25 protein-coding genes are annotated in these 26,871 nt (G+C 69.1%); 10 read left to right on the top strand and 15 right to left on the bottom strand.

The window, feature by feature from the left end:
- Positions 1-161 precede the first annotated feature (161 nt).
- Entirely contained in the window at positions 162-1,973 is a 1,812-nt protein-coding gene (cydC, locus tag DYE07_RS07280) for a thiol reductant ABC exporter subunit CydC (protein WP_115296648.1), read from the bottom strand.
- Positions 1,970-3,574 (bottom strand): thiol reductant ABC exporter subunit CydD, encoded by a 1,605-nt coding sequence (gene cydD / locus DYE07_RS07275; RefSeq protein WP_115296647.1) that lies wholly within the window; start codon positions 3,572-3,574, stop codon positions 1,970-1,972. Before cydD ends, cydC begins: the two co-directional genes overlap by 4 nt.
- Before the next feature lie 258 nt (positions 3,575-3,832).
- Here cydD and DYE07_RS14925 point away from each other — a divergent pair, with 258 nt between their 5' ends.
- The 5 genes from DYE07_RS14925 (at position 3,833) to DYE07_RS07250 (ending at position 9,688) form a co-directional block, all read left to right on the top strand.
- The gene (locus DYE07_RS14925) at positions 3,833-5,125 is read left to right on the top strand and encodes a hypothetical protein (protein WP_177817232.1); all 1,293 of its coding nucleotides are present in this window, start codon (positions 3,833-3,835) and stop codon (positions 5,123-5,125) included.
- Positions 5,126-5,362: 237 nt separating this feature from the next.
- Positions 5,363-6,691: a cation:proton antiporter gene (locus tag DYE07_RS07265; protein WP_115296646.1), complete on the top strand. Its 1,329-nt coding sequence runs from the start codon at positions 5,363-5,365 to the stop codon at positions 6,689-6,691.
- A 173-nt stretch (positions 6,692-6,864) separates the two neighbouring features.
- On the top strand, positions 6,865-8,235 hold the full coding sequence (locus tag DYE07_RS07260; protein ID WP_074039669.1) for an NAD-dependent succinate-semialdehyde dehydrogenase: 1,371 nt from the start codon (positions 6,865-6,867) through the stop codon (positions 8,233-8,235).
- 39 nt (positions 8,236-8,274) lie between these two features.
- Positions 8,275-8,733 carry a DoxX family protein gene (locus DYE07_RS07255; protein ID WP_006947037.1) on the top strand — a complete coding sequence of 153 codons (459 nt, stop codon included), beginning with the start codon at positions 8,275-8,277 and terminating at the stop codon, positions 8,731-8,733.
- Between the two features lie 271 nt (positions 8,734-9,004).
- Positions 9,005-9,688: a type 1 glutamine amidotransferase domain-containing protein gene (locus DYE07_RS07250; RefSeq protein WP_115296645.1), complete on the top strand. Its 684-nt coding sequence runs from the start codon at positions 9,005-9,007 to the stop codon at positions 9,686-9,688.
- 147 nt (positions 9,689-9,835) lie between these two features.
- On the opposite strand, the gene DYE07_RS07245 is transcribed toward DYE07_RS07250, so the two are convergent.
- The 5 genes from DYE07_RS07245 to DYE07_RS07225 form a co-directional block, all read right to left on the bottom strand.
- Positions 9,836-11,056, bottom strand: coding sequence for an MFS transporter (locus DYE07_RS07245; RefSeq protein ID WP_172462961.1), 1,221 nt, complete (start codon positions 11,054-11,056; stop codon positions 9,836-9,838).
- Between the two features lie 198 nt (positions 11,057-11,254).
- Complete coding sequence (gene cydB, locus DYE07_RS07240; protein WP_006947079.1) at positions 11,255-12,343, bottom strand: cytochrome d ubiquinol oxidase subunit II; 1,089 nt, start codon at positions 12,341-12,343, stop codon at positions 11,255-11,257.
- Positions 12,344-12,359: 16 nt separating this feature from the next.
- Positions 12,360-13,898, bottom strand: coding sequence for a cytochrome ubiquinol oxidase subunit I (locus tag DYE07_RS07235; RefSeq protein ID WP_006947034.1), 1,539 nt, complete (start codon positions 13,896-13,898; stop codon positions 12,360-12,362).
- A 138-nt stretch (positions 13,899-14,036) separates the two neighbouring features.
- Positions 14,037-14,726 carry a hypothetical protein gene (locus DYE07_RS07230; protein ID WP_144693661.1) on the bottom strand — a complete coding sequence of 230 codons (690 nt, stop codon included), beginning with the start codon at positions 14,724-14,726 and terminating at the stop codon, positions 14,037-14,039.
- 177 nt (positions 14,727-14,903) lie between these two features.
- Entirely contained in the window at positions 14,904-15,650 is a 747-nt protein-coding gene (locus DYE07_RS07225; RefSeq protein WP_074039676.1) for a hypothetical protein, read from the bottom strand.
- A gap of 201 nt (positions 15,651-15,851) precedes the next feature.
- Between DYE07_RS07225 and argS the strand changes: the two genes are divergently transcribed.
- Entirely contained in the window at positions 15,852-17,636 is a 1,785-nt protein-coding gene (gene argS / locus DYE07_RS07220) for an arginine--tRNA ligase (protein WP_115296642.1), read from the top strand.
- A 69-nt stretch (positions 17,637-17,705) separates the two neighbouring features.
- Here argS and DYE07_RS07215 read toward each other — a convergent pair whose 3' ends face one another.
- The 6 genes from DYE07_RS07215 to DYE07_RS07190 all read right to left on the bottom strand — a co-directional run bounded on the left by DYE07_RS07215 (position 17,706) and on the right by DYE07_RS07190 (position 23,525).
- Positions 17,706-18,281 carry an alpha-ketoglutarate-dependent dioxygenase AlkB family protein gene (locus DYE07_RS07215; RefSeq protein ID WP_074039678.1) on the bottom strand — a complete coding sequence of 192 codons (576 nt, stop codon included), beginning with the start codon at positions 18,279-18,281 and terminating at the stop codon, positions 17,706-17,708.
- A gap of 127 nt (positions 18,282-18,408) precedes the next feature.
- Positions 18,409-19,044, bottom strand: coding sequence for a class I SAM-dependent methyltransferase (locus tag DYE07_RS07210; protein ID WP_074039679.1), 636 nt, complete (start codon positions 19,042-19,044; stop codon positions 18,409-18,411).
- Positions 19,045-19,217: 173 nt separating this feature from the next.
- Positions 19,218-20,237 carry a UDP-glucose 4-epimerase GalE gene (galE, locus tag DYE07_RS07205; protein WP_006947110.1) on the bottom strand — a complete coding sequence of 340 codons (1,020 nt, stop codon included), beginning with the start codon at positions 20,235-20,237 and terminating at the stop codon, positions 19,218-19,220.
- 125 nt (positions 20,238-20,362) lie between these two features.
- Positions 20,363-21,091: a histidine phosphatase family protein gene (locus DYE07_RS07200; protein ID WP_074039785.1), complete on the bottom strand. Its 729-nt coding sequence runs from the start codon at positions 21,089-21,091 to the stop codon at positions 20,363-20,365.
- Positions 21,088-22,251, bottom strand: a complete 1,164-nt coding sequence (locus tag DYE07_RS07195; protein WP_074039680.1) for a phosphotransferase family protein — start codon at positions 22,249-22,251, stop codon at positions 21,088-21,090. Before DYE07_RS07195 ends, DYE07_RS07200 begins: the two co-directional genes overlap by 4 nt.
- Positions 22,248-23,525, bottom strand: a complete 1,278-nt coding sequence (locus tag DYE07_RS07190) for an acyl-CoA dehydrogenase family protein (protein ID WP_115296641.1) — start codon at positions 23,523-23,525, stop codon at positions 22,248-22,250. Before DYE07_RS07190 ends, DYE07_RS07195 begins: the two co-directional genes overlap by 4 nt.
- A gap of 40 nt (positions 23,526-23,565) precedes the next feature.
- On the opposite strand from DYE07_RS07190, the gene DYE07_RS07185 reads away from it, so the two are divergent.
- Complete coding sequence (locus tag DYE07_RS07185; RefSeq protein WP_074039683.1) at positions 23,566-24,279, top strand: TetR/AcrR family transcriptional regulator; 714 nt, start codon at positions 23,566-23,568, stop codon at positions 24,277-24,279.
- Positions 24,280-24,281: 2 nt separating this feature from the next.
- Positions 24,282-25,247, top strand: coding sequence for an NADPH:quinone oxidoreductase family protein (locus DYE07_RS07180; protein WP_038566655.1), 966 nt, complete (start codon positions 24,282-24,284; stop codon positions 25,245-25,247).
- Here the strand turns inward: DYE07_RS07180 and DYE07_RS07175 are convergent.
- Complete coding sequence (locus tag DYE07_RS07175; protein WP_038566657.1) at positions 25,237-25,458, bottom strand: hypothetical protein; 222 nt, start codon at positions 25,456-25,458, stop codon at positions 25,237-25,239. The genes DYE07_RS07180 and DYE07_RS07175 overlap by 11 nt on opposite strands.
- 126 nt (positions 25,459-25,584) lie before the next feature.
- On the opposite strand from DYE07_RS07175, the gene DYE07_RS07170 reads away from it, so the two are divergent.
- Entirely contained in the window at positions 25,585-26,160 is a 576-nt protein-coding gene (locus DYE07_RS07170; protein ID WP_038566659.1) for a DivIVA domain-containing protein, read from the top strand.
- Here the strand turns inward: DYE07_RS07170 and DYE07_RS15390 are convergent.
- Complete coding sequence (locus tag DYE07_RS15390) at positions 26,097-26,309, bottom strand: pentapeptide repeat-containing protein (protein ID WP_171969818.1); 213 nt, start codon at positions 26,307-26,309, stop codon at positions 26,097-26,099. The genes DYE07_RS07170 and DYE07_RS15390 overlap by 64 nt on opposite strands.
- Positions 26,310-26,451: 142 nt before the next feature.
- On the opposite strand from DYE07_RS15390, the gene DYE07_RS15385 reads away from it, so the two are divergent.
- Entirely contained in the window at positions 26,452-26,871 is a 420-nt protein-coding gene (locus tag DYE07_RS15385) for an NUDIX domain-containing protein (protein ID WP_353887039.1), read from the top strand.

Below are 26,871 nucleotides of genomic sequence, written 5' to 3'. Positions count from 1 at the left end.
CCCTGACTCGCCGGGCGTTGCCCATCGGCGCGTCGCCCCCTGAGACCACGGTGCTCGGCGAACCGACGACCCCCGCGCCGGCGGTGCGTTCTTGCCCCAGGGGCAGCGATGCTCGCCGTCCTGGTCCATCGACGCACCGAACGCCGACCGGCCTGAGGCGATCAGGCTCGCGCGAACTCCAACTCGACGACGCGGTCGAGCGCATCGAAGGCGACTGGGTGGTGGCTCACCATGACGACGGTGCGCCCGTCACTGGCTTCGAGCAGGTCGCGGATGACGGCGTCGGCGGTCGGGCCGTCGAGGTGAGCGACGGGTTCGTCGAGCGCGATGACGGGGCGTTCGCTCAGCAGTGCACGCGCGATGCCGAGGCGGGCGCGTTCGCCGCCGGAGATGGAGCGCTCGGTCGCCGTGCCGGCCGTCTCGGCGCCGTCACGACCGGCGCCGACGAGGTACTCGCCGAGATGGGTGTCGAGGCCGTCGGTGAGCTCGTCGAGCCACCCACCGAGGCCGGCGCGACGCAGTGCCGCGCGCACCTCGTCCTCACTCGCACCCGGCTGCGCGAGGAGCAGATTGGCGCCAAGCGTCCCGGCGAACAGGTGCGGGTCGTCGTCGACGAACGCGATACGCGAGCGCACGGCGTCGGCGTCGAGATCACGCACGTCGACGCCGTCCCAGCGGCAGGTGCCGCCGCTGGGGTCGAGGTGACGGGCGAGGACGGCGAGCAGCGTCGACTTGCCGCACCCGTTCGGGCCGGTGATGGCGAGATGCTCGCCCGGCGCGATCGTCAGCGTGTGCGGGCCGGTGTCGGTGCGCGCGCCCGTCCACGACGCGGTGACGTCGTCGAGTTCGATCGTCGGCGCGCCGTCGGCGACGCCGTGCGTGCCGCGGGCGGCGACGGCGGGTTCCTGCGTCAGCAGCGCCTGCAGACGATCCCGGGCCGCGGCCGAGCGCGCGAACGAACCGACCGCGTCCGGGATGAGCCCGACGACGTCGCCCAGCGCCAGCGGCGTCAGCAGCAGCAGCGCGGCGAACGGCCCGTCGATGGCGCCCGACCTGACCTCGCCGTCGAGCGTCCACGCCATGAGCAGGGTGGCGGCGCCCGTCGCGAGGAGCGTGAGCGCAACACCTGCGGCGCGGCCGCGTGCCTGCGCCGTCGCGGCCTTCTCGACGTTCTTCTGCGCGTGCGCGAGCCACGCCATCGGAGCGTCCGTCGCGCCGATCGCCGCGAGTTCGGTGGCGCCGGAGCTCACGAGGTGCGCGACGCGATCGACCTGGCCGCGCGCCTTGAGGGACGCCGCCTGCCCGTGCCGCTCGAGGGCGAGATCCAGCCACCCGACGAGCGCCGCGACGACGATGAACCCGAGCATGACGAACCCGGCCGGCGGATGGATGAGGAACGTCGCGACGAGCGCCACCGCGGCAGCACCGACCGTCGTGATGAGGGGGACGATGACGCGCACCTGGATGTCGACCTCGTCGTCGAGATCGCGCACGACACCGGAGAGCAGATCGGCGCGTCGGCGAGTGCCCAACCGGGCGGGCGTGAGCGGCAGCAGCTGACGGTAGGCCGCCGTGCGCCGCTCGGTGAGGTCGGCCAGCGCCGCGTTGTGCGAGACGAGCCGCTCGACGTACCGGAAGACGGGGCGTCCGATGCCGAACGTGCGCACCGCGACGATCGCCGTCAGCAGCGTGAGGACGATGGGGCGCTGGCTCGCGCGCACGATGAGCCAGCCGGACGTCGCCGTCAGCGCCACGCCGCAGGCGAACGCGAGAGCGCCGATGAGGCCCGCGATGATGACGCCGCGCACCGGCACGAGCAGCGGGCGGCGCCGATCCGGGCGCGATCCGCCCGCGCGCGCGAGGCCGTCTCGCGCGTCGTCGGCGGGTGCCACATCGTCGGGCGTCACATCGGCATGTGTCACGCCCTCGCGTGACGCACTGTTCGAATCGGCTTGTGAGGCAACGCTGCTCATGCCGTCACCTCCTGTTCGTAACGCTGGGGTGAGCGGGCGGAGACGCGCCACTGATGGTCGGCTGCGGCGGCAAGGGCGTCGTCATGGGTGACGACGACGACCGGCTTGCGCTTGCTCAGCGCGACGATGGCCGAGCGGATGTCGGCGGCGCTCGCCGGGTCGAGGTGGGCGGTCGGTTCGTCGAGCAGCACCATGGCCGCGCCGGAGAGCCAGGCGCGCGTCAGCACGAGACGCGCGCGTTGCCCGGCGGACAAGCCGAAACCGTTGTCGCCCAGCGATGTTCGCACCCCGTCGGGCAGCGACAGGACGACGTCGTCGAACCCCGTGGCCGCCATCGCGGTGCGCATCTCGTCGACGCTCGCGTCGTTGCCGAGCTCGAGGTTGGCACGCACCGACATCGGCGCGATGAACGCACGTTGGCTGACGAGGTGCGTGCTGGGCACCTCGAGGCGCCCCGAATCGGGCTTGCGCGCGCCGGCGAGGATCTCGAGCAGCGTCGACTTGCCGGAGCCGCTCGGGCCGGTGAGGGCCGTTAGGCCGTCGCGGACGACTCCCGTCGTGTGCGTGATCGCGGGCGCGCTCTGGCCCGGGTAGGTGTAGGTGACGCCACTCATCATGGCGCGCGCGAGGCCGCTCGACGTCTCGGGTGCGGGGGCGCGCCAGGGGCGTTCACGCTCGTCGGCGAGCAGCGAGTCGATGGCCTCGACGCCGTCGGCCGCCGCGTGGAACTCCTGCCCGACGCGACGGATCGGCCAGTAGGCCTCCGGGGCGATGAGGATCGCCATGAGGCCGGTCAGCAGGGAGACGTGGCCGTTCGCGAGGCGCAGGCCGACGGCGACAGCGACCATCGCGACGGAGATCGTCGCGAGCAGGTCGAGGGCTGCCGAGGAGAGGAACGCGATGCGGAGCGTCCGCATCGTCGCGCTGCGGTGACGATCGCCGACCTTGCGCACCTGCTCGACCTGATGGTTGCCGCGCCCGTATGCGACGAGCGTCGGCAGCCCGGCAACGACGTCGGCGAAGTGACCGGCGAGCATCGTCGTCTCGACCCAGCGTTCCGCCGTGGCGCGCTGCGTGTACTTGCCGATGAGCGCGGCGAACAGCGGCAGCAACGGCAGGGTGACGATGACGATGAGCGCGCTGCGCCAGTCGACCCACAGCATCGCGACGACGGCGAGCACCGGCACGACGCCCGCGGTGACGAGCGCCGGCAGATAGCGCGCAACGTACGGCTCGACGGCGGCGGCACCCTTCGTCGCCATCGTCAGCATCGCGCTCGGTGCGGGGCGTTCGTCCGCCGTCTGCGTCATCCAGCGGCGCATCGCGGCCTCGCGCAGTGCGCCGGAGACGCGTGCACCCGCGTGGGCTGCCGCGAGTTCGGTTGCGCCGGAGAGCATTCCGCGGGCTGCGAACAGCGCCAGCACCCACAGGCCCGGCGTCAGCAGCGCGTGCCCCTCGACGACGGCGACGACGAGGTGCGCCACCGCCACGGCCTGTGCGATCGCCACGATGCCGCCGAGGCCGCCCAGCAGTGCCAGCACGGCGACCGGGAGGCGGGTGGCGGGCGCGGCGCGCAGCAGGTGGGGGTCGAACGGACGCATGGCCTCATTCTCGCAGCCGACGGTGACAGCCCTCGCAACGGGCGAAACGGGATGTATGAGAGAGCCCTCGGGGAATCTTCTGACCCAACTCACTGCGGCGTGTCCGTGCTGGGTAGGGTGAGCGCGGGAGGGCTTCTCATGGCTGCCGGCACCTGTCGGCTTGCGGTTCGGGAGGCTCGCGCACTCTGCGCCTGCGTCGATCGATCCCGGGCGGCGCGCGCGGACGAAACCAGGACCAGCAGATTCTCAGGAGAACCCATGAGCCGCGCGATTCGTGTCACCAAGGCCGTCGCCGTCGCGTCGTTGTTCGGCGCCGCCACGATCGTGGCGCCCGCCGCCAACGCCGCCCAGGAACCGTCGATGACGATCACTCTCGATGCGACCGCCACGGGCAAGACGGTCGACGTCGCCTACAAGGACAGCGGCGTCCAGTACTACGCCAACGACGGCCGGAAGGCGATGAGCCGCTACGGCGCGATGGCGTTCTTCGTCGACTACGGCGACGACAGCGACCCAGACGGCTACGACGGTCGCCCCGGCCTCACCTGCGAGACGACCGGCCCCACCTCGCCGTTCCGTGACTCGGTCTCCTCGGGCTACTCGCACACCTACCGCAAGGCGGGCACGTACACGATCACGGCCACCGGCTACTACTGCGGTGAGGGCGGCCTGCAGACGGTCGAGAAGACGACGACGGTCAACATCGCCAAGCCGGCGCCCGCGCCGAAGGTGAGCGCCGCCGCGCACATCGAGTACACCGTGGACGGCCTGACCGCGACCCTCGTCCCCTCCGTCACCGGCACGCAGCACGAGATGAAGTACGGCCGCAACAAGCACGCCAAGTACGGTGTGCCGCTCGTGTACACGATGTCGTTCCCGGAAGGTGCCGAGGTCTCCGGCGGCGCCACGAAGGGTGGCATCAAGCGTGCCACCTGCACGAAGCACGGCTCGGTCGAGTTCGACCCGGTGATGCTGAGCGGCGATCCTGTCGTCGTCACCTTCCCGAAGCCGGGTACCTACGAGGTGACGCTGAGCGCCGATGTCTGCACGAGCCAGCGCATCGTGTCGAAGACTGTGTCGATCGTCGTCCCGCCGACGGACCCGACGCCGACGGACCCGACCCCGGAGCCCACGACGCCGACGCCGAAGCCGACCGAGCCGACTCCCACCCCGACGACGCCGGTCCCGACCACGCCTGCTCCGACCACGCCTGCTCCGACCACGCCTGCTCCGACCACGCCGGCTCCGACGACGCCGGTCCCGACCACCCCGGTTCCGACCACGCCGGTCCCGACCACCCCGGCTCCGACGACGCCGGCTCCGACGACGCCGGCTCCGACCACCCCGGTTCCGACGACGCCGACGACCAACACGACCGTCCCGACGACGACGACGTCGACGACGTCTGCGACCACGCCCGGCACGGGCCCCAAGGTCGAGACCGACCGCAAGGGTGACGACACCAACGCCCTTTCGCTCGGCGTCGCGGGTCTCGTCGGTGCGGGTGCGCTCGGCGGCATCGTCGTCGCTCGCCGTCGCCTTCAGCAGTGACACCGCGGTCCTGAACCGCTGACCACACCCCACCCTGGCCCTCGCCCGGTGGGGTGTGGTGCGTCCGGCTGGCCTTCGAATCGGCGCGGATCCCAGGTGCGACGCGGGCTGGACACGACGCGCAGCGCAGGGCCGACGGGGTGCGCGCTCGGACGCCGACGTGCGGCGGGTGCGCTCATCGCCTACTGTCGCGAGCGAATCCCTCCCCCTGAGCTCCCACTGAATCGAAGGCGTCTCGTGGCCATTGACCTCGTCTGGATCGTGCTCGGCTTCGCGCTGCTGCTCGCGGTCTTCCTCCCGACCGCCGTCGAGCGCTTCCCCTTGTCGACGCCGATGGTGCTGCTCGGCGTCGGGGCGCTCGTCGGCCTCGCACCGATGCCGAAGGGGTTCACGTTCTCGCCGCAGGAGCACGAGGCGTTCGTCCTGCATGCCTCCGAGGCGACGGTGCTCGTCGCGCTCATGGGTGTCGGTCTCGCCCTCGATCGGCCGATGCGCGTTCGCAGCCTGACGTCGTGGCGCGCGTGGGCGCCGACGTGGCGTCTGCTCGCCATCGCGATGCCGCTCGGCATCGTGGGCGTCTCACTGCTCGGCTGGACGCTCGGTCTGGCCGCGCCGACGGCGTTGCTGCTCGCCGCGGCGCTCGCCCCGACGGACCCGGTGCTTGCCTCCGACGTCCAGGTCGATGGGCCGCAGACCGAGGCCACGCAGGAGATGACGCAGGACACCGAGATCGACGAGTCGGACGAGGTGCGGTTCGCGCTGACGTCGGAGGCCGGTCTCAACGACGGTCTCGCGTTCCCGTTCGTCTACGCCGCGATCCTGTGGGCGAGCGAGGGCTCGCCGTCGCACTGGGGGTGGAAGTGGCTCGGTTGGGAACTCGTCGGCAAGGTCGCGCTCGGCGTGGCCGTCGGCCTCGTCGTCGGGTGGGTGCTCGGCAAGCTGTTCTTCCGGCTGCCGGCGAAGAAGTATCGCCTCGCCGACGCCGGTGAGCCGCTCGCCGCGCTCGCGGCGATCATGTGCTCGTACGGGCTGACGGAGCTCGCCGGCGGGTACGGGTTCCTCGCCGTGTTCGTCACGGCGATGGCGATGCGTCAGGCCGAGCGCGGCCACCGTTACTACGCGGACATGCACGCGTTCATCGAACGTCTCGAGCAGATCCTCACCCTCGTCATGCTCCTGCTGCTCGGCGCGGCGGCGACGAACGGTGTTCTCGCGCACGCTGATTGGCGCAGTGCCGTCATCGTCGCGGCCCTCATCCTCGTCATCAGGCCCGGCGGGGCGTGGCTGTCGCTGCTCGGGCGGCGCGACGACACGGCGAAGGCCGTCGGCCTGACGACGGGGGAGCGCTGGATCACGTCGTTCTACGGCGTGCGCGGCATCGGCTCGATCTTCTACATCGCGTACGCGACGGGGCACGCCGACTTCGCGGGCAGCGACTGGCTGTGGTCGACGATCGCCCTCGCCATCATCGTCAGCGTCGTCGTGCACGGCTCCACCGTCACGCCCGCGATGAACTGGCTCGGACGTCACCGCACGAACCACCGTCGGGCGCTCGCGGACGCTTGATCCACCTGCGCCCCGAGGGCGCCTGCGCTGCACCCCGGCGCCGGGCTGGCAGGGCCGCACACGCGGGCGCGTTTCTTCACCCCTCGAGGTGAAAAACTGCGTGCAGGAATGCTTCTGGGGGCCGGTGGTGTTGTGATCGATGAGAGAGCTCATCGATCTGAAGGAGAGACCTCATGGCCTACCGCACCGAGAACCCCGCCACCGGCGTCGTCGAGAAGGAGTACAACTCCGCGACGGATGCTGACGTCACCCGCGCCATCGAGCGCGCCGACGCCGCGTTCGGCACGTGGCGCACGACGGACGCGTCCGAGCGCGCCTCCGTCCTCGCCAAGGTCGCCGACATCTACGACGAGCGCGCCGACGAGCTCGCCCGCGTCATCGGCGCCGAGATGGGCAAGCCGCTCGCGCAGGCGCAGGGTGAGGTCGCGCTCGCGTCGTCGATCTTCCGCTGGTACTCCGAGCACGGTGAGGAGCTGCTCGTCGAGGAGCAGCTGAACATCGGCGACGACGCGAAGTCGCTCGTCGTCACCGACCCGATCGGTGTTCTCATGGGCGTCATGCCCTGGAACTTCCCGCACTACCAGGTCGCGCGGTTCGTCGCGCCGAACCTCATGCTCGGCAACACGATCCTGCTCAAGCACGCCTCGATCTGCGCGCGCACGGCCGAACTGATCGAGGAGATCCTCCACGCCGCGGGTGTGCCGCGGGATGCCTACATCAACCTGTTCGTCAGCAACGAGCAGATCACGTCGATCATCGAGGACCCGCGCGTGCGCGGCGTCTCGCTGACCGGTAGCGAGGGCGCCGGCAAGGCCGTCGCCGAGACCGCGTCGCAGAACCTCAAGAAGAGCGTCCTCGAACTCGGTGGCTCGGACGCGCTCATCGTCCTCGACGACGTCGACGTCGCCGAGACGGCGAAGGCCGTCGCCACCGCGCGCATGAGCAACGCCGGGCAAGCCTGCAACTCCCCGAAGCGCATCTTCGTTCCGTCGACGATGTTCGACGACTTCGTCAACGGCGTTGTCGCCACCGTCGAGGGCATGAAGGTCGGCAACCCGGACGACGAGGGCACGGACATGGGCCCGCTTTCGTCGGTCGAGGCTCGCGACGACGCGATCGCCCAGGTCGAGCGCGCCGTCGAGCAGGGTGCGACCCTGCGCACGGGTGGCACGGCGCTCGAGCAGGACGGCGCCTGGATGGCCCCCGCCGTGCTCACCGGTGTCACGCGTGAGATGGACGCCTTCAAGGAGGAGATCTTCGGCCCCGTCGCCGTCGTCTACTCCTACGACTCGATCGACGAAGCCGTCGAGCTCGCCAACGACTCCTCCTTCGGCCTGTCCGGCTCCGTCTGGGGCAAGGACACCGACAAGGCGGAGCAGATCGCCCGACGCCTCGAGGTCGGCATGGCCTATGTCAACGAGCACGGCACGACGAAGGCCGGCCTGCCATTCGGTGGTGTGCGCCGCTCCGGTTACGGGCGTGAGCTCGGACGCTGGGGCTTCGGCGAATTCGCCAACACGAAGCTCGTCCGCGTCGCCAAGTGATCGATGCGTCGTGACCCGCGACGCGAGGAGGAAATAACCATGACTCGTTTCACCCGACTGATCGAGTCCGTCCGGTCACTCGCCGAGCCGGCCCCGCCTGCGACCCGTGGGCAGGAGGTGGCCCGTCTCGGCCTCGGAGCCTTCATGTCGTTCGCCGGTGTCTCGCACCTGACGTTCGCCCGCAAGGACTTCCAGGCGCAGGTGCCGGACTGGTTCCCGATGGACAAGGACGTCGTCGTCCTCGCCTCCGGTGTCGTCGAGGTCGCGTTCGGTGCGGCGATGCTCACCCTGCCGCAGCGTCGCGCTGCGGTGGGGGTGGCGCTCGCCGCCTTCTACGCCGCGATCTTCCCCGGCAACATCAGCCAGTACGCGGAGCGCCACGACGCCTTCGGCCTCGACACCGACACCAAGCGCCTCGTCCGCCTGTTCGGCCAGCCCGCCCTCATCGCTGCGGCGCTGTCGGCGGCCGGCTTCCCCCGACGCGGCTCGCGTCGCTGATCTCACCGTTTCGCACCCAAGCGAAGGAGACCCCAATGTCGGACACCACGCAGCTCACGTAGACCGAGAAGGCCAACCTCGACCTCGCGCACGAGTACACATGCGCCCTGTTCCGCGTCGAAGACGACAAGCTCGTCGAATTCGTCAAGGAGTGGAACAAGCTGCCGATGTGGCAGCAGCTCGGCTGGCCGATCGAGGAGGGCCTCACCTACCACGAGTGACGACTCGCCCCGATGCGAACGCCGCTCACTGAATCACCAAGGAGATTGACATGTCCAACGTTCTCTTCGTCGTCACCGGCGCCCGCTCCTGGACCCTGGCCGACGGCTCGAGCGTCCCGACGGGTTACTGGGCGGAAGAACTTCTCACCCCCTACCGTCTGATCACCGGGGCAGGTCACTCGGTCACGTTCGCCACGCCCGGCGGTGTGACGCCGGTGGCCGATGAGGTCAGCCTCGCCCCCGACGCGAACGGCGGCGCTGACGTGCGTCCTGACCTCGACGCGATCGACGGCCTGCAGCACCCCATGAAGCTCGAGGACGTCGTCCTCGGCGACTATGACGCGGTGTTCTACCCGGGTGGGCACGGCCCGATGGAAGACCTTGCGCAGGACGCCACCTCCGGCAAGCTCATCGCGGACGCACTCGAGGCCAGCAAGCCTGTCGCCATCGTGTGCCACGGCCCGGCAGCGCTGCTCCCGGCGCGGACGTCGGCGGGCGAGCCCGTCGTCGCCGGACGCAAGATCACCGGCTTCTCCAATGAGGAGGAGAAGGCCGCCGGCAAGGCTGACAAGGCCAAGTGGTTGCTGGAGGACCGGCTGCGCGAACTCGGCGCCGACGTCTCGACCGGCCCCGCCTGGCAGCCGTTCACCGTCGTCGACGGTGACCTGCTGACGGGTCAGAACCCGGCATCGTCCGAGGCGCTCGCCAAGAAGCTGCTCGAGCGCCTGAGCTGAGCCTGGCTGCGCCAAGCGCGAACATGCCGAAGGCGCCTGGATCCCCATGGGGTCCAGGCGCCTTCGGTGTTCACGGGCGGCCGGCGAAGGGCCGATTGGGCTCGGCTCTCACGTGGCGTGGCGCCTCGTCGTGCGAGATGAACGGGCTCAGTCCGCTGCCCCGCGCATCATGGGGATGCTCGCGACGAGGACGACCAGCGAGGTGAGCGCGCAGAAGAGAGCCAGGCTCGCGCTGATGGACAGGCGTGTCGTGAGCAACCCCGCCAGCACGACGGGGATCGTGATGCCGATGTAGGCGGCCAGGAAGACACCAGCCACGCTTCCCCCGGTGTGTCCGGCCTCGCTGACCGCGGAACCGACGGCGACAGCACTTTGGAAGAGCAGGCCGATCCCAGCCCCCGCCATGACCGCGCCGCCTGCGTACAGGACGAAGGGGTGGGTGAGTGCGGACGCCGCGACGCACCCGAGGCCGGCGACGGCGAACAGGACGCCGCACGCGATCTTCGTTCGCGGGTTGGGGATCGGAAGGGCGACCTGGGCCAGTGCAGATGCCCCCATGGCGAGGAAGACGACCACGCCGCACACGAGCGGAGACGAGCGATGTGCGACGTGCGCCAGGAACGTCCCCGTCATCGACGTCAGGATGCCCAGTGCAGCGAAGGCCGCGCCGGCCACGACCTGCGCTGAGCGAAAACGGGCTTCATGACCTGGTCGGACGACGGCGCGCTGCGGTCGATACCTCGGGCGCTCGTTCGCCGGTGTTGCCGGGTTGGTCTCGGGAACCAACGTGAGCGCGAGGCCCACCCCGGCGAGCAGGACGAAGAAGACCACGTAGGGCGTCCTCAAGGGGGCCGGGGCCCACTGCACGAGGACTCCACCGACGAGGGGGCCGAGGGCCAGCCCGCCAGTGTTCACGCTCGAGGCCACCGTCGAGGCGAAACTGCTCGGCTCGTGCGGGCGATGAACGCGCCGCAATTCACCGAGCATCGCTGTTGCTGCCGGAGTCAGTATGCCGATCCCCACACCACACAGCAGCCGGGCGACCAACAGCGCCGGCACGGACGGCGAACCGATGAAGATCGCCGCGCTCACCAGAGAGACGGCAGTGGCGATCGCGATCATGCGGCGTCGCCCGAACTGGTCACTCAGGTGGCCCGCGAGGTAGAGGCTTGCCATGACGCCCAGCCCGTAGGCCGCGAAGATGGCGGTGATCATCACGGTGGGGAAGTGATCGTGGCGTTGGTAGAGCGGATAGATCGGCGTCGGCACGGTCGAGTAGGCCATGAGGATGGGAAACGCCGCAGCGAGAAGCCAGAAACCGCGGGCGCGGCGCTCAGCGGCCGCAGGCGCGGTGGGTGTCGTGGTCACGGGGTCAGGATGATACCGGGAGCGTCGCGAGAACGACGGCACGAGCTCTTTCGCTTCGTTCTTGTTGATCCCATGCACTCGTCGGTCCATGGCGGACGACGCAGCAAGCGCCACCATCCCGCTCGGGGTGGTGGCGCTTGCTGTTGCACCTTCGCTCACAGCGAAGTCATGGGGCGATCGTGGGCCTGACGTGAGTCGTCAGTGGACCTTGATCGGGTCGGGGCGGCTCGGGTCGACCGCCTTGGGGATGTGACGCGTCGTGATGCGCTTGCGGAACACCCAGTACGTCCAGCTCTGGTAGATGAGGACGATCGGGGTGAAGATCAGCGCGACCCACGTCATGATGACGAGCGTGTGGTGCGAGCTCGCCGCGTTCGTCGTCGTCAGCGACCACGCCGGGTTCGTCGAGCTCGGCATGACGTTCGGGAACAGCATGAGGAAGTACGTCAGCACGAACAGGGCGATCGCGACGAACGTGCACAGGAACGCCAGGCCCTCCTTGCCGCGCATGTTGAAGAACAGCCCGGTGAGGAAGATGACGGCGAGTGCGACGGTCGTGATCCACGACCACACCGACCCGCCTTCGATGCCCAGCCACAGCAGCAGGACGACGGCGGCGACGGCGGCCGCGAGGCCGATCTTCGTGCCGAGCGCGCGAGCGTCGTGACGGATGGCGCCGTCGGTCTTGAGCGCGACGAAGAAGCAGCCGTGCGTCATGAACACGAGCATCGTCGTGACGCCGCCGAGAAGCGACACCGGGTTGAGCATGGTGAGCAGGTTGCCCGTGTACTCCATGTCCTGGTTGATCGGCAGGCCGTGGACGATGTTCGTCAGCGCGACGCCCCAGAGGATCGCCGGCAGGAACGAACCGAACACGATGGCGGCGTCCCAGCCGCGGCGCCAGCCGTCGGAGTCACGCTTGTGGCGGTACTCGAAGCCCATGTTGCGCACGATGAGCGCGACGAGGATGAGCAGCAGCGGCAGGTAGGCGCCCGAGAACAGCGTCGCGTACCAGTTCGGGAACGCGGCGAAGGTCGCGCCACCAGCAGTGAGCACCCACACCTCGTTGCCGTCCCAGACCGGGCCGATCGTATTGAGCATGACGCGGCGGCGTCGCTCGTTCTCGCCGATGTGGTCGGTGACCGGGTCGGTGACGCCCGTCGCCTCCGCCTTGCCCTTGCCGAGCACGGGAAGCAGCATGCCAACACCGAAGTCGAAGCCCTCGAGGACGAAGTAACCCGTCCAGAGCACGCCGATGATGATGAACCAGAAAGTGGTGAGTTCCATCGTTCAACCTCGCCTATCAGTACGCGAACGCGAGTTCGTCATCGTCGGAACCGGCGGAGCCGTGGCCATCGTCGTGACCACCGGGCAGATCCTCACCGTCGGAGGCGACGGGCTCGGCGCCCTTCTTCATGTAGTCCATGAACAGCTTCACCTCGACGACGGCGAGTGCGCCGTACAGCAGTGTGAAGACGATCATCGACGTCAGCACCTCACCCGAGGTGACGCTCGGACTGACGCCCTGCTTCGTCGTCATGAGGCCGTTGACGATCCACGGCTGACGGCCGATCTCGGTGAAGATCCAGCCGATGCTCATCGCCGCGACCGGCGACAGCGCGCCGACGAGGGCGGCCGGTCCCATCCAGCGGTTCGTCGCGTTGCGGCCCTTGCGGGTCAGCCACAGCACCCAGCAGGCGATGAGCATGGAGATCGCGCCCCAACCCATCATCCAGCGGAAGCTCCAGTACGACCACATGATGTTAGGCGCGTACGTGTCCGCCGCCGTCAGCTCGTTGCCGCTGTACTTGGCCCTCTGGGATTCCTCGAGGTTGTTGATGCCCTCGACCTTGCCGTGGAAGTCACCCGTCGCGAGGAACGACAGCAGGTTGGGCACGGTGACCGCGAACTTCTCCTGCTTGCCGTCACGCGTACCGACGGTGAAGATCGAGAACGGCGCGTCCTTCTCCTGCGTCTCGTACAACGCCTCGGCGGCAGCCATCTTCATCGGCTGCACCTCGGTCATGACCTTGCCCTGCAGGTCGCCGGTGATGACGACGAACAGGCTCGAGACGAGCAGGACGATCGCGCCGACGCGCGAGCCCTTGCGGTACATCGTGAGGTCGTCGGAGGTCGACGCCAACTTCGTCGCGCCCGTCGAACCGTCGGAACGGCCTTCGAGAGTTTCACCCTTGATTGCTTCGGCAGCAAGAGTGCGCTTGCGCAGATTCCACAGCATGACGCCCATGACGACGGCGCCACCGACCATGTACGAGCTCGCGATGACGTGCGGGAACGTGACGAGCTGGACCTTGTTCGTCAGGACGGCGACGAAGTCGGTGAGCTCCGCGCGGTGCGTCGTCGGGTTGTACTTGTAACCGACGGGGTTCTGCATGAACGAGTTCGCGGCGAGGATGAAGTACGCCGACAGCACCGTGCCGATGTGGACGATCCAGATCGTCGCGGCGTGCAGCTTCTTCGGCAGTCGGCCCCAGCCGAAGATCCACAGACCGAGGAACGTCGACTCGAGGAAGAACGCGAGCAGCGCCTCGATCGCGAGCGGCGCGCCGAAGATGTCGCCGACGAAACGCGAGTAGTCGCTCCAGTTCATGCCGAACTGGAACTCCTGCACGATGCCGGTGACGAGACCGAGCGCGAAGTTGATCGTGAACAGCTTGCCGAGGAACTTCGCGACCCTCAGATGCTGCGTGTTACCCGTGCGCAACCATGCGGTGTGGTAACCGGCGACGACGGCAGACAAGCCGATCGTGATCGGCACGAACAGGAAGTGGTAGACCGTCGTGATGGCGAACTGCCATCTCGCCAGCTCCAAGGCATCCATGAGTGACCCCTCGACGAGACGAATGTGAAGACTTTCACAACCACGCTACGGGGTGAGTTCCGCAATCCGTGGGGACCATGGTCCTGACGTAGGCGTGTCGTGCCTCACGCGGCGCCCGAACCGGCGGCCGGCCACGCGTCAGGTCGTGGCCTCGCCGGACGGTGACGGGTCCGGCGCCATCTCCCCACCGTCGAGAGCGCCGACGGGGCGCGGCACCGCGATCTTCTCGTTCCAGCGTGAGAACGTCGCCGTGCCCAGGTCGTCCGTGCCCGCGGCCTCGTCGACGACCTTGAGGAGGTCGTGCGTGTCGTCGGTGGTCACCCAGGCGCGAGTGTCTCCGTCAGCGCTGACGATCTTGTACGCCGGCCTGCCGTCGAGCGTCTCGGGCGTCAGGGTGCCGTCGCCGAGGTGACCCCACTTGGCGTCGGTGGTGTCGCCCATGGCCTCGATGTACGACTTGGCGCTGAGGTCGGACAGGTCCTTCTGGCCGAAGGCGCTTTCGGGCACCTTGATCCACCGGTTCGCCGGTGGGCTCGAGCCCTGGAGGGACGGGTCGTCCTTGTCGACGGAATCCCAGTACGTGCGATCGCCCTTGAGGTAGACGTCATGGGAGATGCGACGCATCGTCACGTGGCCCACCTCGTCACCCTCGTAGGACATCTCCGACGGCTCGCCGTCCAGCTCGCCGAGGAAGGTGGCCCTGGGGCCGGAGCCGTCCGCGCTGTCCGTTCCTGTCAACGACAGGGAGGTGTAACCGCACACCGACTGTTGGGTGCGCGACCAGACATCCTTCGCGCTCGGCTGTTCCGCAGGGGCCGAGGCGCTCATCGATGCGGTGCCTGGTGCCGTCGAGCTCCCCGACGGGCCCTTCACCGGACCCGACGCGGGCTGCCCCGCGTCATGCCCCATCGTGCAGCCGCTCAGCACCACCGCCGTCACGGCGATGGTGCTGAGCGTGCGGGACGCGGGCAACGCGGTCGTCCTGTCGGGGAGGCGGGGGACAGCTCAGCTGCCCATCGCGTCCGTGATGGACGTGGCACCGCTCGGTGCCTTGATGCCGTAATCCTTGTCGTGCGACAGGAACGTCACCGTCTTCATCGACTCATCGGACTTCGCCGACGAGCCCGACGTGGAGGCGACGGAGGCGCTGTCGAAGCCCTCGGTCTTGAGGATGTCGCGGCGATCCTCCTGCGACACCCACGCGGTGACCTTCTTGTCCTCACTCTGGATCTTCCAGGCATCCTTGCCGTCGACATTGTCCTCCGACACGGTGGCCTTGTCGGAGAGCAGCTTCTTGTTCGGCTCCGAGGAGTCGTTCTTGATGTTGTCGATGAGTTCCTTGAACCCGGTGTTGGACGAACCGTCCGCCGGCATCTCGAGCCACTTGTCGGCGATCTTGTCCGTGTTGGATGCCGCGGGCGAACCCGAACTCGTCTGCGTGAAGAAGGCCTTGTTGGCCTTCATGTAGTTCTTGGAGTCAACCGTGATGAGGTCCATCGTGCCGTCGCCGATCTTGCCGCTCATCTCGAGCTTGCCGCCGTTGACGTCGCCCTTGGCCGTCATCGTGGCCGGCTTGCCGTCCGAGGTGCCTTCGCCCTTGAGCTCGAGGCTCTTGTAGGCGCCGGCGGTGTCCTGGGCCTTGTTCCAGGCGTCCTTGGCCTTCGGAGCCTCCTTGCTCGAGCAGCCGGTGACACCGGCTGCCGTGCCGGCCGCGAGGACGAGGGCGAGGGCGGACGTGCGGAGCTTCGTCATGGTTTTCCTCCCAGAGAAGTTGGTTGTGCCCCCAGTGTTGCAGGTGGCCTTCACCGTTCAGACGTGTCGGGCGCCGCCATCGTGCCCTTCGTCGCCGAGGGAGTCGAGCGGTGGGTGCCCCGGCATGATCGTGTGCGTCGTTCGGGCCGCGCGCTGCCGGCGTGCGGAAAGGAATTTGCGCGCGCCACTAATCTTGACGTCATGGACGCCATCTCCGCACTGACCGGTCATCTGAGCAACGCGATCGCCTCGGCCCTCGGTGACGAGTGGCGCGACGCCGACCCCGTCATCCGTCCTGCGAACAAGAAGCAGACGAGCGCCGACGTGCAGGTCAACGCGGCGATGGCGCTCGCGAAGAAGGTCGGCAAGAACCCGCGCGAGGTGGCGTCTGCGATCGTCGAGGCGCTGCGCGCGGACGACGAGGTCATGGCACTCGTCGACGACGTCGAGATCGCCGGGCCCGGCTTCCTCAACATCACGCTGTCGACGGATTGGGTCGCGGCGCAGGCGTCGACGATCCTCGCGGACGGCTCGCTCGGCGTCGCGCCGGCAGCGAAGACCGAGATCATCCCGATCGACTACTCCTCGCCGAACGTCGCGAAGGAGATGCACGTCGGGCACCTGCGCCCCACCGTCGTCGGGGATTCGCTGGCGCGTGTGCTCGAGCGGCTCGGGCACACCGTCATCCGGCAGAACCACGTCGGCGACTGGGGTACGCCCTTCGGGATGCTCATCGAGCACCTTCTCGAGGTGGGCGAGGATTCACCGGAGGCGGCGCTGCTCGAGAGCGACCCGAACGCGTTCTACCAGGCGGCGCGCACCAAGTTCGACACGGCCGAGAAGGCCGAGCCCGCCGGTTCGAAGGGTGACTTCAACACGCGGGCCCGCAAGCGCGTGACGTTGCTGCAGGGCGGTGACCCCGAGACGCTCGCGCACTGGAACAAGCTGATGGAGCGCTCGAAGGCGTACTTCAACAAGGTCTACGGGTTGCTCGGCGTGACGTTGACCGACGCCGACCTCGCCGGTGAGTCGACGTACAACGACGAGCTCGCGGGCATCTGCGACGACCTCGAGTCGCGTGGCATCGCCGTCGTCTCCGACGGGGCGCTGTGCATCTTCCAGGACGAGTTCACCGGGCGCGATGATGCGCCGGTGCCGCTCATCATCCGCAAGTCCGACGGCGGGTACGGCTACGCGACGACCGACCTCGCGACGGTGCGTCACCGCTCGTTCGACCTCCAGGGCGATCGGATGGTGTACGTCGTCGGCGCGCCGCAGAACTTGCACTTCCGCATGACGTGGGCCGCCGCCGACAAGGCCGGTTACATCCGCCCCGAGTCGACGCCGATCCACGTGCAGATCGGGTCGGTGCTCGGCAAGGACGGCAAGATGTTCAAGACGCGCTCGGGTGACTCGGTGCTGCTCATGGACCTGCTCGGCGAGGCCGTCGATCGCGCCGCGGGCGTCGTCAGCGAGTCGAAGGCGGAGATGAGCGACGAGGAGCGCGCCGTCGTCGCGCGTCAGGTCGGCATCGGCGCGGTGAAGTACGCCGACCTGTCGGTCTCGCACGACTCGGAGTACATCTTCGACTTCGACCGCATGCTGGCGTTGACGGGCAACACCGGCCCCTACCTCCAGTACGCGGCGACGCGCATTCGCTCGATCCTCGCGCGTGCCGCCGAGGCGGGGTACTCGCCGGCGGCGGAGATCACGCTGGGCGAGGACGCCGAACGCGCCCTCGCGTTGAAACTGCTCGACTACGGCGCCGTCGTGGCTGCCGTCGGCGAGTCGTTGGAGCCGCATCGCCTCGCCGGTTACCTGTTCGAACTGGCGACGACGTTCACGGCGTTCTACGAGAAGTGCCCGGTGCTCAAGGCTGATGACGACGACGTCCGTGCGTCGCGTCTGGCGTTGTGCGAACTGACGCTGGGCGTCCTCGTCGACGGATTGTCGCTGCTGGGCATCGAGACGCCCGAGAAGATGTGACGCTCGGGGCCCTCCCGGACCTGCCCCATCGGCGATTTACCTCCACATTCGCTCGATCCTGCAGGAGCGTCAGGGATGTTCCGGGCGGGGCTCGAACCAACGGAACGTCAGGTTGATGCGGGGTTCGGTCACTCGCGTGCGTTTCGGAACGGCGTGCTGCCAGGCGCTCTGCGAGTCCTCGCGCATGACGACGAGGCTCCCGTGCGTGAGTGCGAGCGTCTCCTTCACGGTGTGATCGTCCTTGCGGCGCATGACGAAGTCGCGCGTGGCGCCGAGCGAGACACTTGCGATGGTGGGCGCATGGCCCAACTCGGCTTCGTCATCGCTGTGCCAGGAGATGGAGTCCCGGCCGTCGCGGTAGAGGTTGAGCAGCACCGAGTTGTAGGGCGCTCCGGTGTCGGCGGCCAGACGCTCCCGCAGCGCGGCGAGCTTGGGCGTCCACGCGTTCGGCGGCTGTGTCGAGCCGGAGAAGGTGTACGGCGCGTCGGCGTACCAGGCGATGAGGCGTGGCATCGCGATCGTGCGGCCGTACATGGTGAGCGACGACGTCCGCCAGGGTGTCGCGCCGACGAGGTGCGACATGAGGTGGTCCGCCTCCTCCGTCGACAGATACGTCGCGCGCAGCTCGATCGGTGCCTCGCCCATGCCGCCCCTTCCTTGGCAGGTGCCCGCCCCATGATGCGGCACGACGCACGAGTGGGGCATCCCCGACGTCGCCCTTCCTCACTCGAGCGATCCCACGCATGGGTGGGGCATCACGAGGCGCGTAACCTCACCTCGGCGCGACAGCGGTGAAGACCGCGACGACGAAGCCGTCGTCATGCGCGGGGGAGTGCATCTCCCACGTCGAGAAGCGCGCGTCGAGGCGCCAGCAGGCGGCGTCGGCGTCGTCGAAGAACTGCTCGAACGTGTAGCCGCGGCCCGCGCCGAAGCCGACGGCGAGGCGCCCGCCGTCACGCACGCACTGACGCATCGCGGCCAGGCCGTCGCGGCGTGCGTCGTCCGGCATGAACGGCATGACGTTGCCCGCACAGACGATCGCGTCCAACGGCGTGACGTCGAGATCGTCGAGGGACAGCCGTGCGAGATCGACCACCTCGAAACGCAGCGACGGGTGGTCCTCGCGTGCGGCGGCGATGAGGACGGGGTCGAGGTCGACGCCGACGACGTCATGCCCGAGGGCACTCAACGCGGCGGCCACACGTCCCGGCCCGCAACCCGCGTCGAGGATGCGTGAGCCGGGCGTGACGAGCGCGTTGACGAGCCGCGCCTCGCCACCGAGGTCGTCGCCGCGCGCCGCCATGGCGCGGATGCGGTCGACGTACCACTGCGAACGCGTCGGATCCTCGCTCACCCACTCCGCCCAGCTCGGGTTCTCGCGTCGCGACTCGCGCGTCGGCTCGGTCATGCCAGTCTCCTCGTCGTGGGTCGCACGTCTGCTTCCATCATCGGGGCCGGGGCCGGGGCCGGGGCCGGGGCCGGGGGCATAGGACGGGGCGTGGTTCGGCGCCTCGCCGAAGCCTGAACATGCGGGGCACGGACTCGAGAGACCGTGCCATGCGGTTTCCGAACGGCGTCGGCTCAGCCCCCGAAGCCGTTCGGGTTGGCCGACTGCCAGCGCCACGTGTCGGTGCACATGTCGTCGATGGTCTTCTGGGCCTTCCAACCGAGTTCTTCGCGAGCGCGCGTGGGGTCGGCGAACGTCGTCGGCAGGTCGCCCGCACGTCGCGGCCCGACCTCGTAGGGCAGTTCGCGGCCGCACGCCCGCTCGAACGCGTGCAGCAACTCGAACACGCTCGTGCCCTCACCCGTGCCGAGGTTGAACGCGCGCGCCGAATCGTCCATGGCGTCAAGATGATCCAGCGCCGCGACGTGCCCTGCCGCGAGATCGACGACGTGGATGTAGTCGCGCTCGCCGGTGCCGTCCTTCGTGTCGTAGTCGTCGCCGAAGACCCCGAGCTTCTCGCGGCGCCCGACGGCGACCTGCGCGATGTACGGCATGAGGTTGTTCGGGATGCCGCTCGGATCCTCACCGATCAGCCCCGACGAGTGCGCGCCGATCGGGTTGAAATAACGCAGCAGCGCGGCCTTGAAACCGGGCGACGCAGCGGCGACGTCGGTGACGATCTGCTCGATCATCGCCTTCGTCCAGCCGTACGGGTTCGTGGCGCGCAGCGGCTCGTACGTCTCGCTGTACGGCAGCGGCGCGTCGGGCCCGTACACCGTCGCCGACGACGAGAACACGAACTTCTCGACGCCGTGCGCCGTCATCGCCGACAGCAGCGAGAACGTCGAGTCGAGGTTGTTCGTGTAGTACATGAGCGGCTTCTCCACGCTCTCACCGACGGCCTTGTACCCCGCGAAGTGGATGACGGCGTCCGGCTTCACCGAGGCGACGAGGGCACTCGTCGCGGCAGCGTCCGTCAGGTCGATCTCGTGCAAGTCGATCGAGCGGCCGGCGATCTTCTCCAGGCGCGGCAGCACGGCCGGGCTCGAGTTCGAGAAGTTGTCGGCGATGACGGGTTCGTGCCCCGCCTCGATCAGGGCAAGGACGGTGTGGGATCCGATGTAGCCGGCACCACCGGCAACGAGTACGCGCATGACCTCAGCCTAGGCGCCCCACCCGCCGAGAACGATGAGACGCGGCTGTGCGCCGGCCCAGGGCATCTCGGGCATCAAGGGCGCCGCGGCCGTAGCCGACATCCCCAGCGCCCCGCGGCGAGGGCTCACCGATACGTGATGAGCGAACGATCCCCGCCGAGATGAGCGTGGTCGTTGAGGCTCACTGCGGTGAGCGCCGACCCGGCAAGCACCGTCGTCACGCCCGTGTTGACGGTCACCTCGTTGAGGCGCCGCCACACCGTCACCGCACCGTCAGGCAACGCCGCGGGCAGCGTCGATGCCGGTGACGGCGCCGTCAGCAGCCCCGCGGCGACCCACGCGATCGGCCCGCCGGAGCTGACGACGACGGCGCTGCGCCCCGACTCGAGGCGCGAGGTCACGCGCCCGAGCGCGAGCGCGACGCGGTCGCGGAACTGCGAGAACGTCTCGGGATAGTCGTCGTCGAAGTCGCCACTCGCCCAACGCGATGCGGCCGCGACGAACATCTCCTGAAACGCCTTGCGCGGGTGACGGTGACGCGCGAGGTCGGCGCGCATGACGGCGTGGTTGCGGTACGCGGGCTTGTACGCCTCGATGATCGCGTCGTGGTCGTACTCGTTCCACCCCGCATCCGTGCTGACGTCCGACTCCCACCCGGCGGCTTCCCACAGCCGCGACCCGGTGAGTTGCTGACGCCGCATCGTGCCCGTGACGAGGACGTCGGGCGTCACGCCGCGCGCCGCCAACCCCTCGCCGGCGAGGCGTGCCTGACGTTCGCCGAGCTCCGACAGCTGGTCGTATGCCGCGCGCGACGGCCCGGCCTGCCCGTGCCGCACGAGGTGGATGACGCTCACGACAGCCGTCCCGCGCGTCGCATGAGGCGCCGGCAGCGCCATTCGAGGTAGATCACCAAGCCGCGAAACTGCTTGAACGCGGGGTTGCTCGTCTGACCGTTCGCATACCGGTAGTAGATCTGCTGGGCGATGACGGCGAGTCGGAACAGGCCGAAGATCTCGTAGAACAGCTGATCCTTGGGGCTGATCGCACGCCCTGACGCGTGCGCGTAGTACTGCCACACCTCGTCGCGCGTGAGCATGCCGGGCGCGTGCGTGGGCTGACGGCGTGAGCCGCGCATGATGCGGTCATCGTCGGCCTGCACCCAGTAGGCGAGGGCGCCGCCGAGATCCATGAGCGGGTCGCCGAGCGTCGCCATCTCCCAGTCGAGGACACCGATGACGCGCGTCGGGTCGTCGTGCGCGAGGACGAGGTTGTCGAAGCGGAAATCGTTGTGAATCAGGCAGTTTCCGACGTCGTGTGGCTGGTGCTCGTCGAGCCAGGCCATCACCTTCTCGAACGATCCGGTGCCGTGACGCACACCGTGCGTACGTGCCTTGCGGTAGCGCGCCGACCATCCGTCGACCTGCCGCTTGACGTACCCCTCCCCCTTGCCGAAGCGCTCAAGCTCGGTGCCGGCGACGTCGATCGAGTGCAACGCGACGAGCTGGTCGATCGCGGCGGTGCACAGTGCCCGCACCTCGGCCTCGCCGAGACCCAGCTCAGCGGGAATGTTCTTGCGCAGGATGATGCCGTCGAGGCGCTCCATGACGTAGAAGTCGCTGCCGATGACGCCGGCGTCGTCGCAGAACGCGATCATCGGCGCGACGGCGGGGAACACGGGCGCCAGCGCGCGTTGGATGTCGTGCTCACGGCGCATGTCGTGCGCGCCCTTCGCCTTCGTGCCCGCCGGCGGACGACGCAGGATGAGGTCACGGGTCGGGTAACGCAGCAGATACGTCAGATTGCTCGCGCCGCCGGTGAACTGCTTGACCTCCGGCGCCGCGTCGAGTCCGCTCGTGTCTGCGTCGGGGTGCGCGTGCTCACGCAGCCATGCGGCGACGCGTTCGACGTCGAACGCATCCTCGCCGCGCACGTCGGAGGCGTTCGTCGCGACGTCGTCGACGGGCGCCGCCGTGGGGGCCGCGGGAGCGCCAGGAGTGTCCGGGGCCGGGCTCACTTGGCCTCACCCTTCGCGGCGGCCAGGTAGGGCTTGAGCTCGGCGCGCGCGACCATGCCGAGGTGCACCTCGTCGGGGCCGTCGGCGAGACGCAGCGAACGCGCCGTCGCATAAGCGGACGTCAGGGGGAAGTCGTCGCTCATGCCGCCGCCGCCGTGCATCTGGATGGCGAAGTCGATGACGTCGCAGGCGATCTGCGGCACGACGGCCTTGATGGCGCTGACGTCGACGCGCGCGCCTTCGGTGCCGTAGGCGTCCAGCTTCGCTGCCGCGTTCTGCACGAGCAGACGCGCCATGTCGATGTCGATGCGGGCCTTCGCGATGCGTTCGCGGTTGCCGCCGAGCTGCACGAGGGGCTTGCCGAACGCGACGCGCTCGGTGCCACGACGGCAGGCGCGCTCGAGCGCCATCTCGGCGAGCCCGATGAGGCGCATGCAGTGATGGATGCGGCCCGGGCCGAGGCGTCCCTGCGCGATGGCGAACGCCTGACCCGGCCCCGACAGCACGTTGGACGCCGGCACGCGGACGTTCTCGAGCGACACCTCGCAGTGCCCGAGCGGCTCGTCGAGCTGACCCATGACGGGCAGCGCACGCTCGATCGTCACACCGGGCGCGTCGGCCGGCACGAGAACCATCGAGTGCTGGGCGTGACGCGGTGCGTCCGGGTCGGTCAGACCCATGAAGACGAATACCTTGCAGTCGGGGTGCGCTGCACCGGAACTCCACCACTTGCGGCCGTTGATGACGATCTCGTCGCCGTCGACCTCGGCGCGCGCCGCCATGTTCGTCGCGTCCGAACTCGCGACCGCGGGCTCCGTCATGAGGAACGCCGAACGAATCTTTCCCTCGAGCAGCGGCACGAGCCACTCCTCCTGCTGCTCGCGCGTGCCGTACTTGAGCAACACCTCCATGTTGCCGGTGTCGGGGGCGTTGCAGTTGAAGATGAGCGGCGCGAGCGCCGTGCGGCCCGTCTTCTCCGCGATGGCGGCATAATCGACGTTGGAGAAACCCTTGCCGCCACGCGTGCCGAAGCGTGCGGCCCACTCGTCGCCGTGCTCGCCGGCGGGCAGGAACAGGTTCCACAGCCCCGCTTCGCGCGCCTGCGCCTTGAGCTCGTCGATCTTCGGGTGCACGACGAACGAGTTCTCGCCGCGAGCGCGCATCGAGGCGTAGTCGCGCGTGATCTCGGCCTCGGCGGGCTCGATCCTCTCGCGCACGAAGGTGTCGACGTCTGCGGCGATCTCGGCCGCGCGGGGCGAAACGGTGAGGTCCATGTCTTGACCGTAACCCCTTTGTTGAGCAATGCTCAATAGGGTGAGCGAGAAAGATTCCAGACCCCGTCAGCGCCTGACACAGGACGAGCGCCGCCGTCAGCTGCTCGGCATCGGGCTGAAGATGCTCACCGAGCGACCCATCCAGGACGTCGCGCTCGACGCCGTCGCCGAGGAGGCCGGCATCTCGCGCGGGTTGCTCTTCCATTATTTCCCGTCGAAGACCGCGTACTACGAGGCTGTCGTCGCAGCCGCGGGTCGCCGCATCCTGCGCAACGTCACCCCGCCCGACGACGTGACGGGCCGCGCGGCGCTCGCCGCCATGGTCGAGGCGTTCGTCGCTCAGATCGAACGCCGACACGAGCTCTATCGCGCCCTCGTCGAGGGCAGCCTCGCCGACGTCGGGGGAGCCGAGGTCGCTGTCACGCTGCGGGAGCGCCTCACCGGCATCGTCCTCGATTCGCTTGCCACAGAACCCGATTCGACGACGCCGCACCCCGCCGTCGTCCACGCCTGGCTCGCGTACGTCGAGGATCTTGCCGTCCAGGGCACACGCCCCGCCGTGCGCGAGCAGTTCGACGCCGGCGCCACCGTCCGTCATGCGCTGGCGGCGCTCGACGCGTTGAGCGGCGTGGCGATCACGCCGTCGCACTTCTCCCCCCAGGACGACGGCGCGCCCCGCCACGACTGCGGGCCTGACGTGCCCAAGCCTGTCACCCCTCACGATCACACCTCCCAGACCCCCACCAAGGAGTAGCCATGCGCGCAGTTCAGGTCGTCACCCTCGACGGGCCCGGTGCCGTCCGTATCAACGACGTCGACGCCCCCACGCCGAAGCCGCACGAGGTGCTCATCGACGTGCGCGCCGCCGGGTTGTGTTACCCCGACGCGTTGCTGACCCGTGGGCTGTACCAGATGAAGCCCGAGCCGCCGTTCACGCTCGGGGCCGAGGTGGCGGGCGTCGTCGCCCAGGCGCCCGAGGGGTCGGGGTTCAGCGTGGGCGACCGTGTCGTCGCCTTCCCCGGCTTCGGGGGGATGGCCGAGCAGGTGTGCGTCGCAGCGCCGTTCGTCTTCCACCTGCCGGACGACGTCAGCTTCGAGACGGGTGCGGCGCTGCCCATGAACTACCTCACCGTGCAGTTCGCCCTCGACCGACGTGGGCGCCTGGCCGAGGGGGAGACGGTGCTCGTGCATGGTGCGGCCGGCGGCATCGGCATCGCCGCGATCCAGCACGCCAAGGCGCGTGGTGCGCGCGTGATCGCCGTTGCCTCGAGCGACGACAAGCGCGCGATCGCCACCCAGGCCGGCGCGGACGACGTCATCGCGCCCGACGGGTTCAAGGACGCCGTCATGGAGCTGACGGACGGCCGCGGCGTCGACATCGTCGTCGACCCGGTCGGCGGCGACCGCTTCACCGACTCGCTGCGCAGCCTCGCAGTCGAAGGCCGCTTGCTCGTCATCGGGTTCACCGGCGGCGCGATTCCCGAGGTGAAGGTCAACCGGCTACTGCTCAACAACGTCGATGTCGTCGGCGTCGGGTGGGGCGCGTTCTGGATGCCGCGCCCCGAGACCGTCCCCGCGCAGTGGAAGGCGATCGAGCCGCTCGTCGCCTCCGGTCAACTCTCACCCGTACTCGGCGAGGTGCGCCCCCTCGAGCGTGCCGGCGAGGCCATCGCCGAGATGGAGGAGCGCCGCGCGACGGGCAAGCTCGTCCTCACGCTGTGACGGTTCGGGTGCCGCCCGGTGCCGAGCCGGGCGCACTCGCCTCGTTCTGCTCGGGATCCGCTCTGCAGGCCCGGCGCACGAGCAGGCCGGTGGCGCCGATGAGGGCGCCGACGACGAACACCGTCACGGCGAGCAGCCCCAGCATTCCGGCCAGGACGGCGTTGATGACACCGGAACCTGCGTGGGTCGTGACGTACTCGCTCGTCGGCAAATGGCCTCCCCCTCAGCAGCCGCGTCGCCTGCGCCGATCGCGCTTAGGGTGCGACTCACGCTCTTGGCTCAGCGAAGCACGGATCGTCGGCGGGCGGGGTTTGCGAGGACGTGAAAAGGTGGGGGCATGTCGTGGAGTTCCGAGCAGATCGCCTGCGTCGAAGGAGCGCGTTTCGCGCCGAGCACCATCGGGTACGAACGTGAGGACGTCGAGCGCCTGCGCCGTCGCGCCGTCATCGCGATGAGAGCCGGCAAGCCGCTGCCCGACCTCGATGCGATGGTAATGCGGCGCACCGCGCGCGGCGGGCTGAACCTCGGGCAGGTCGACGGTCTGCGCACCGTGCTGTCGGTGTGGCGACGCACCACGCCGATCGAGGATCCGCAGGACGTGGCACGTCGCGCTCAGGAAGCCGAACTGGCGGCCTTCGCGGGGGTGCGTGACGGCGCGCCGCGCTGGAGTTCGCAGCAGATGGATCGCGTGCGCGACAAGCACTTCACGTTGCTGCGGCGCACGGCGACGAGCTACGACGAGAGCGACGTCGACGACTACCTCGACTCCGTCGTCGTCGCGATGCGCCGCGGCGTCGAGCTGCCCGACCCGGCGCAGGCGCGTTTCGCGTCGTCGGGCTTGCGGCGCGGCTACGACCCGAAGGAAGTCGACGACTTCCTCGACGAGATCGCCCACCTGCGACCGGAGGGATGACGAGCGATGACCGATCCCGACAAGCCCGCCCACGACAGCCGGGCCCCTGAGAACCAGGCTCCCGAGAACCGCGCCCTCGAGAACTCAGGCGATGAGAAGTCAGCCCCCGCGACGAGCTCGCCGGTCGACGACGCCGCGCAGAGCGGCACACCTGCAGGGGCCGACGAGTTGCGTCGTGCGACGCGCGCCGAGGTCGACGCCGAGGGCCTGCCCGACGAGAACACTGTCTCGAAGGCGGCGGTCTACCTCAACCGCAAGCTGCCGCGCACGCGCACCATCACACAGGGGCTCGTGCGTGACGCCGAGGGTCGGGTCATGCTGTGTCAGTTGTCGTACAAGAAGTTCTGGGATCTGCCCGGCGGTGTCGTCGACCCGCACGAGTCACCGGCGCACGCCCTCGTGCGGGAGATCGCGGAGGAACTCGGCGCGACGGCGACGATCACAGGTCTGCGTGTCGTGTCGTGGCTGCCGCCGTGGCGCGGCTGGGACGACGCGATGCTCTACCTGTTCGACGTCGAACTCGACCGTCCGGCAGGCGAATTCGCGCTGCAGCGCAAGGAGATCGCCGGCATCCACTTCGTCGGCCTCGACGAACTCGACGACCGCGTCGCGGCCTACACCGCCAAGGTGATCCGGCGCGCCGTCACGGCGATCGAGAACGGCGAGAGCGGTGTCTACCTCGAGAACGGTGACGAGCCGGGCTGGGCCTGA

The sequence above is a fragment of the Dermacoccus nishinomiyaensis genome (assembly GCF_900447535.1).
GTDB lineage: Bacteria > Actinomycetota > Actinomycetes > Actinomycetales > Dermatophilaceae > Dermacoccus > Dermacoccus nishinomiyaensis.
The sequence above is the reverse complement of the archived record's forward strand: the minus strand, read 5'-3'. Positions and strand labels throughout refer to the sequence as shown.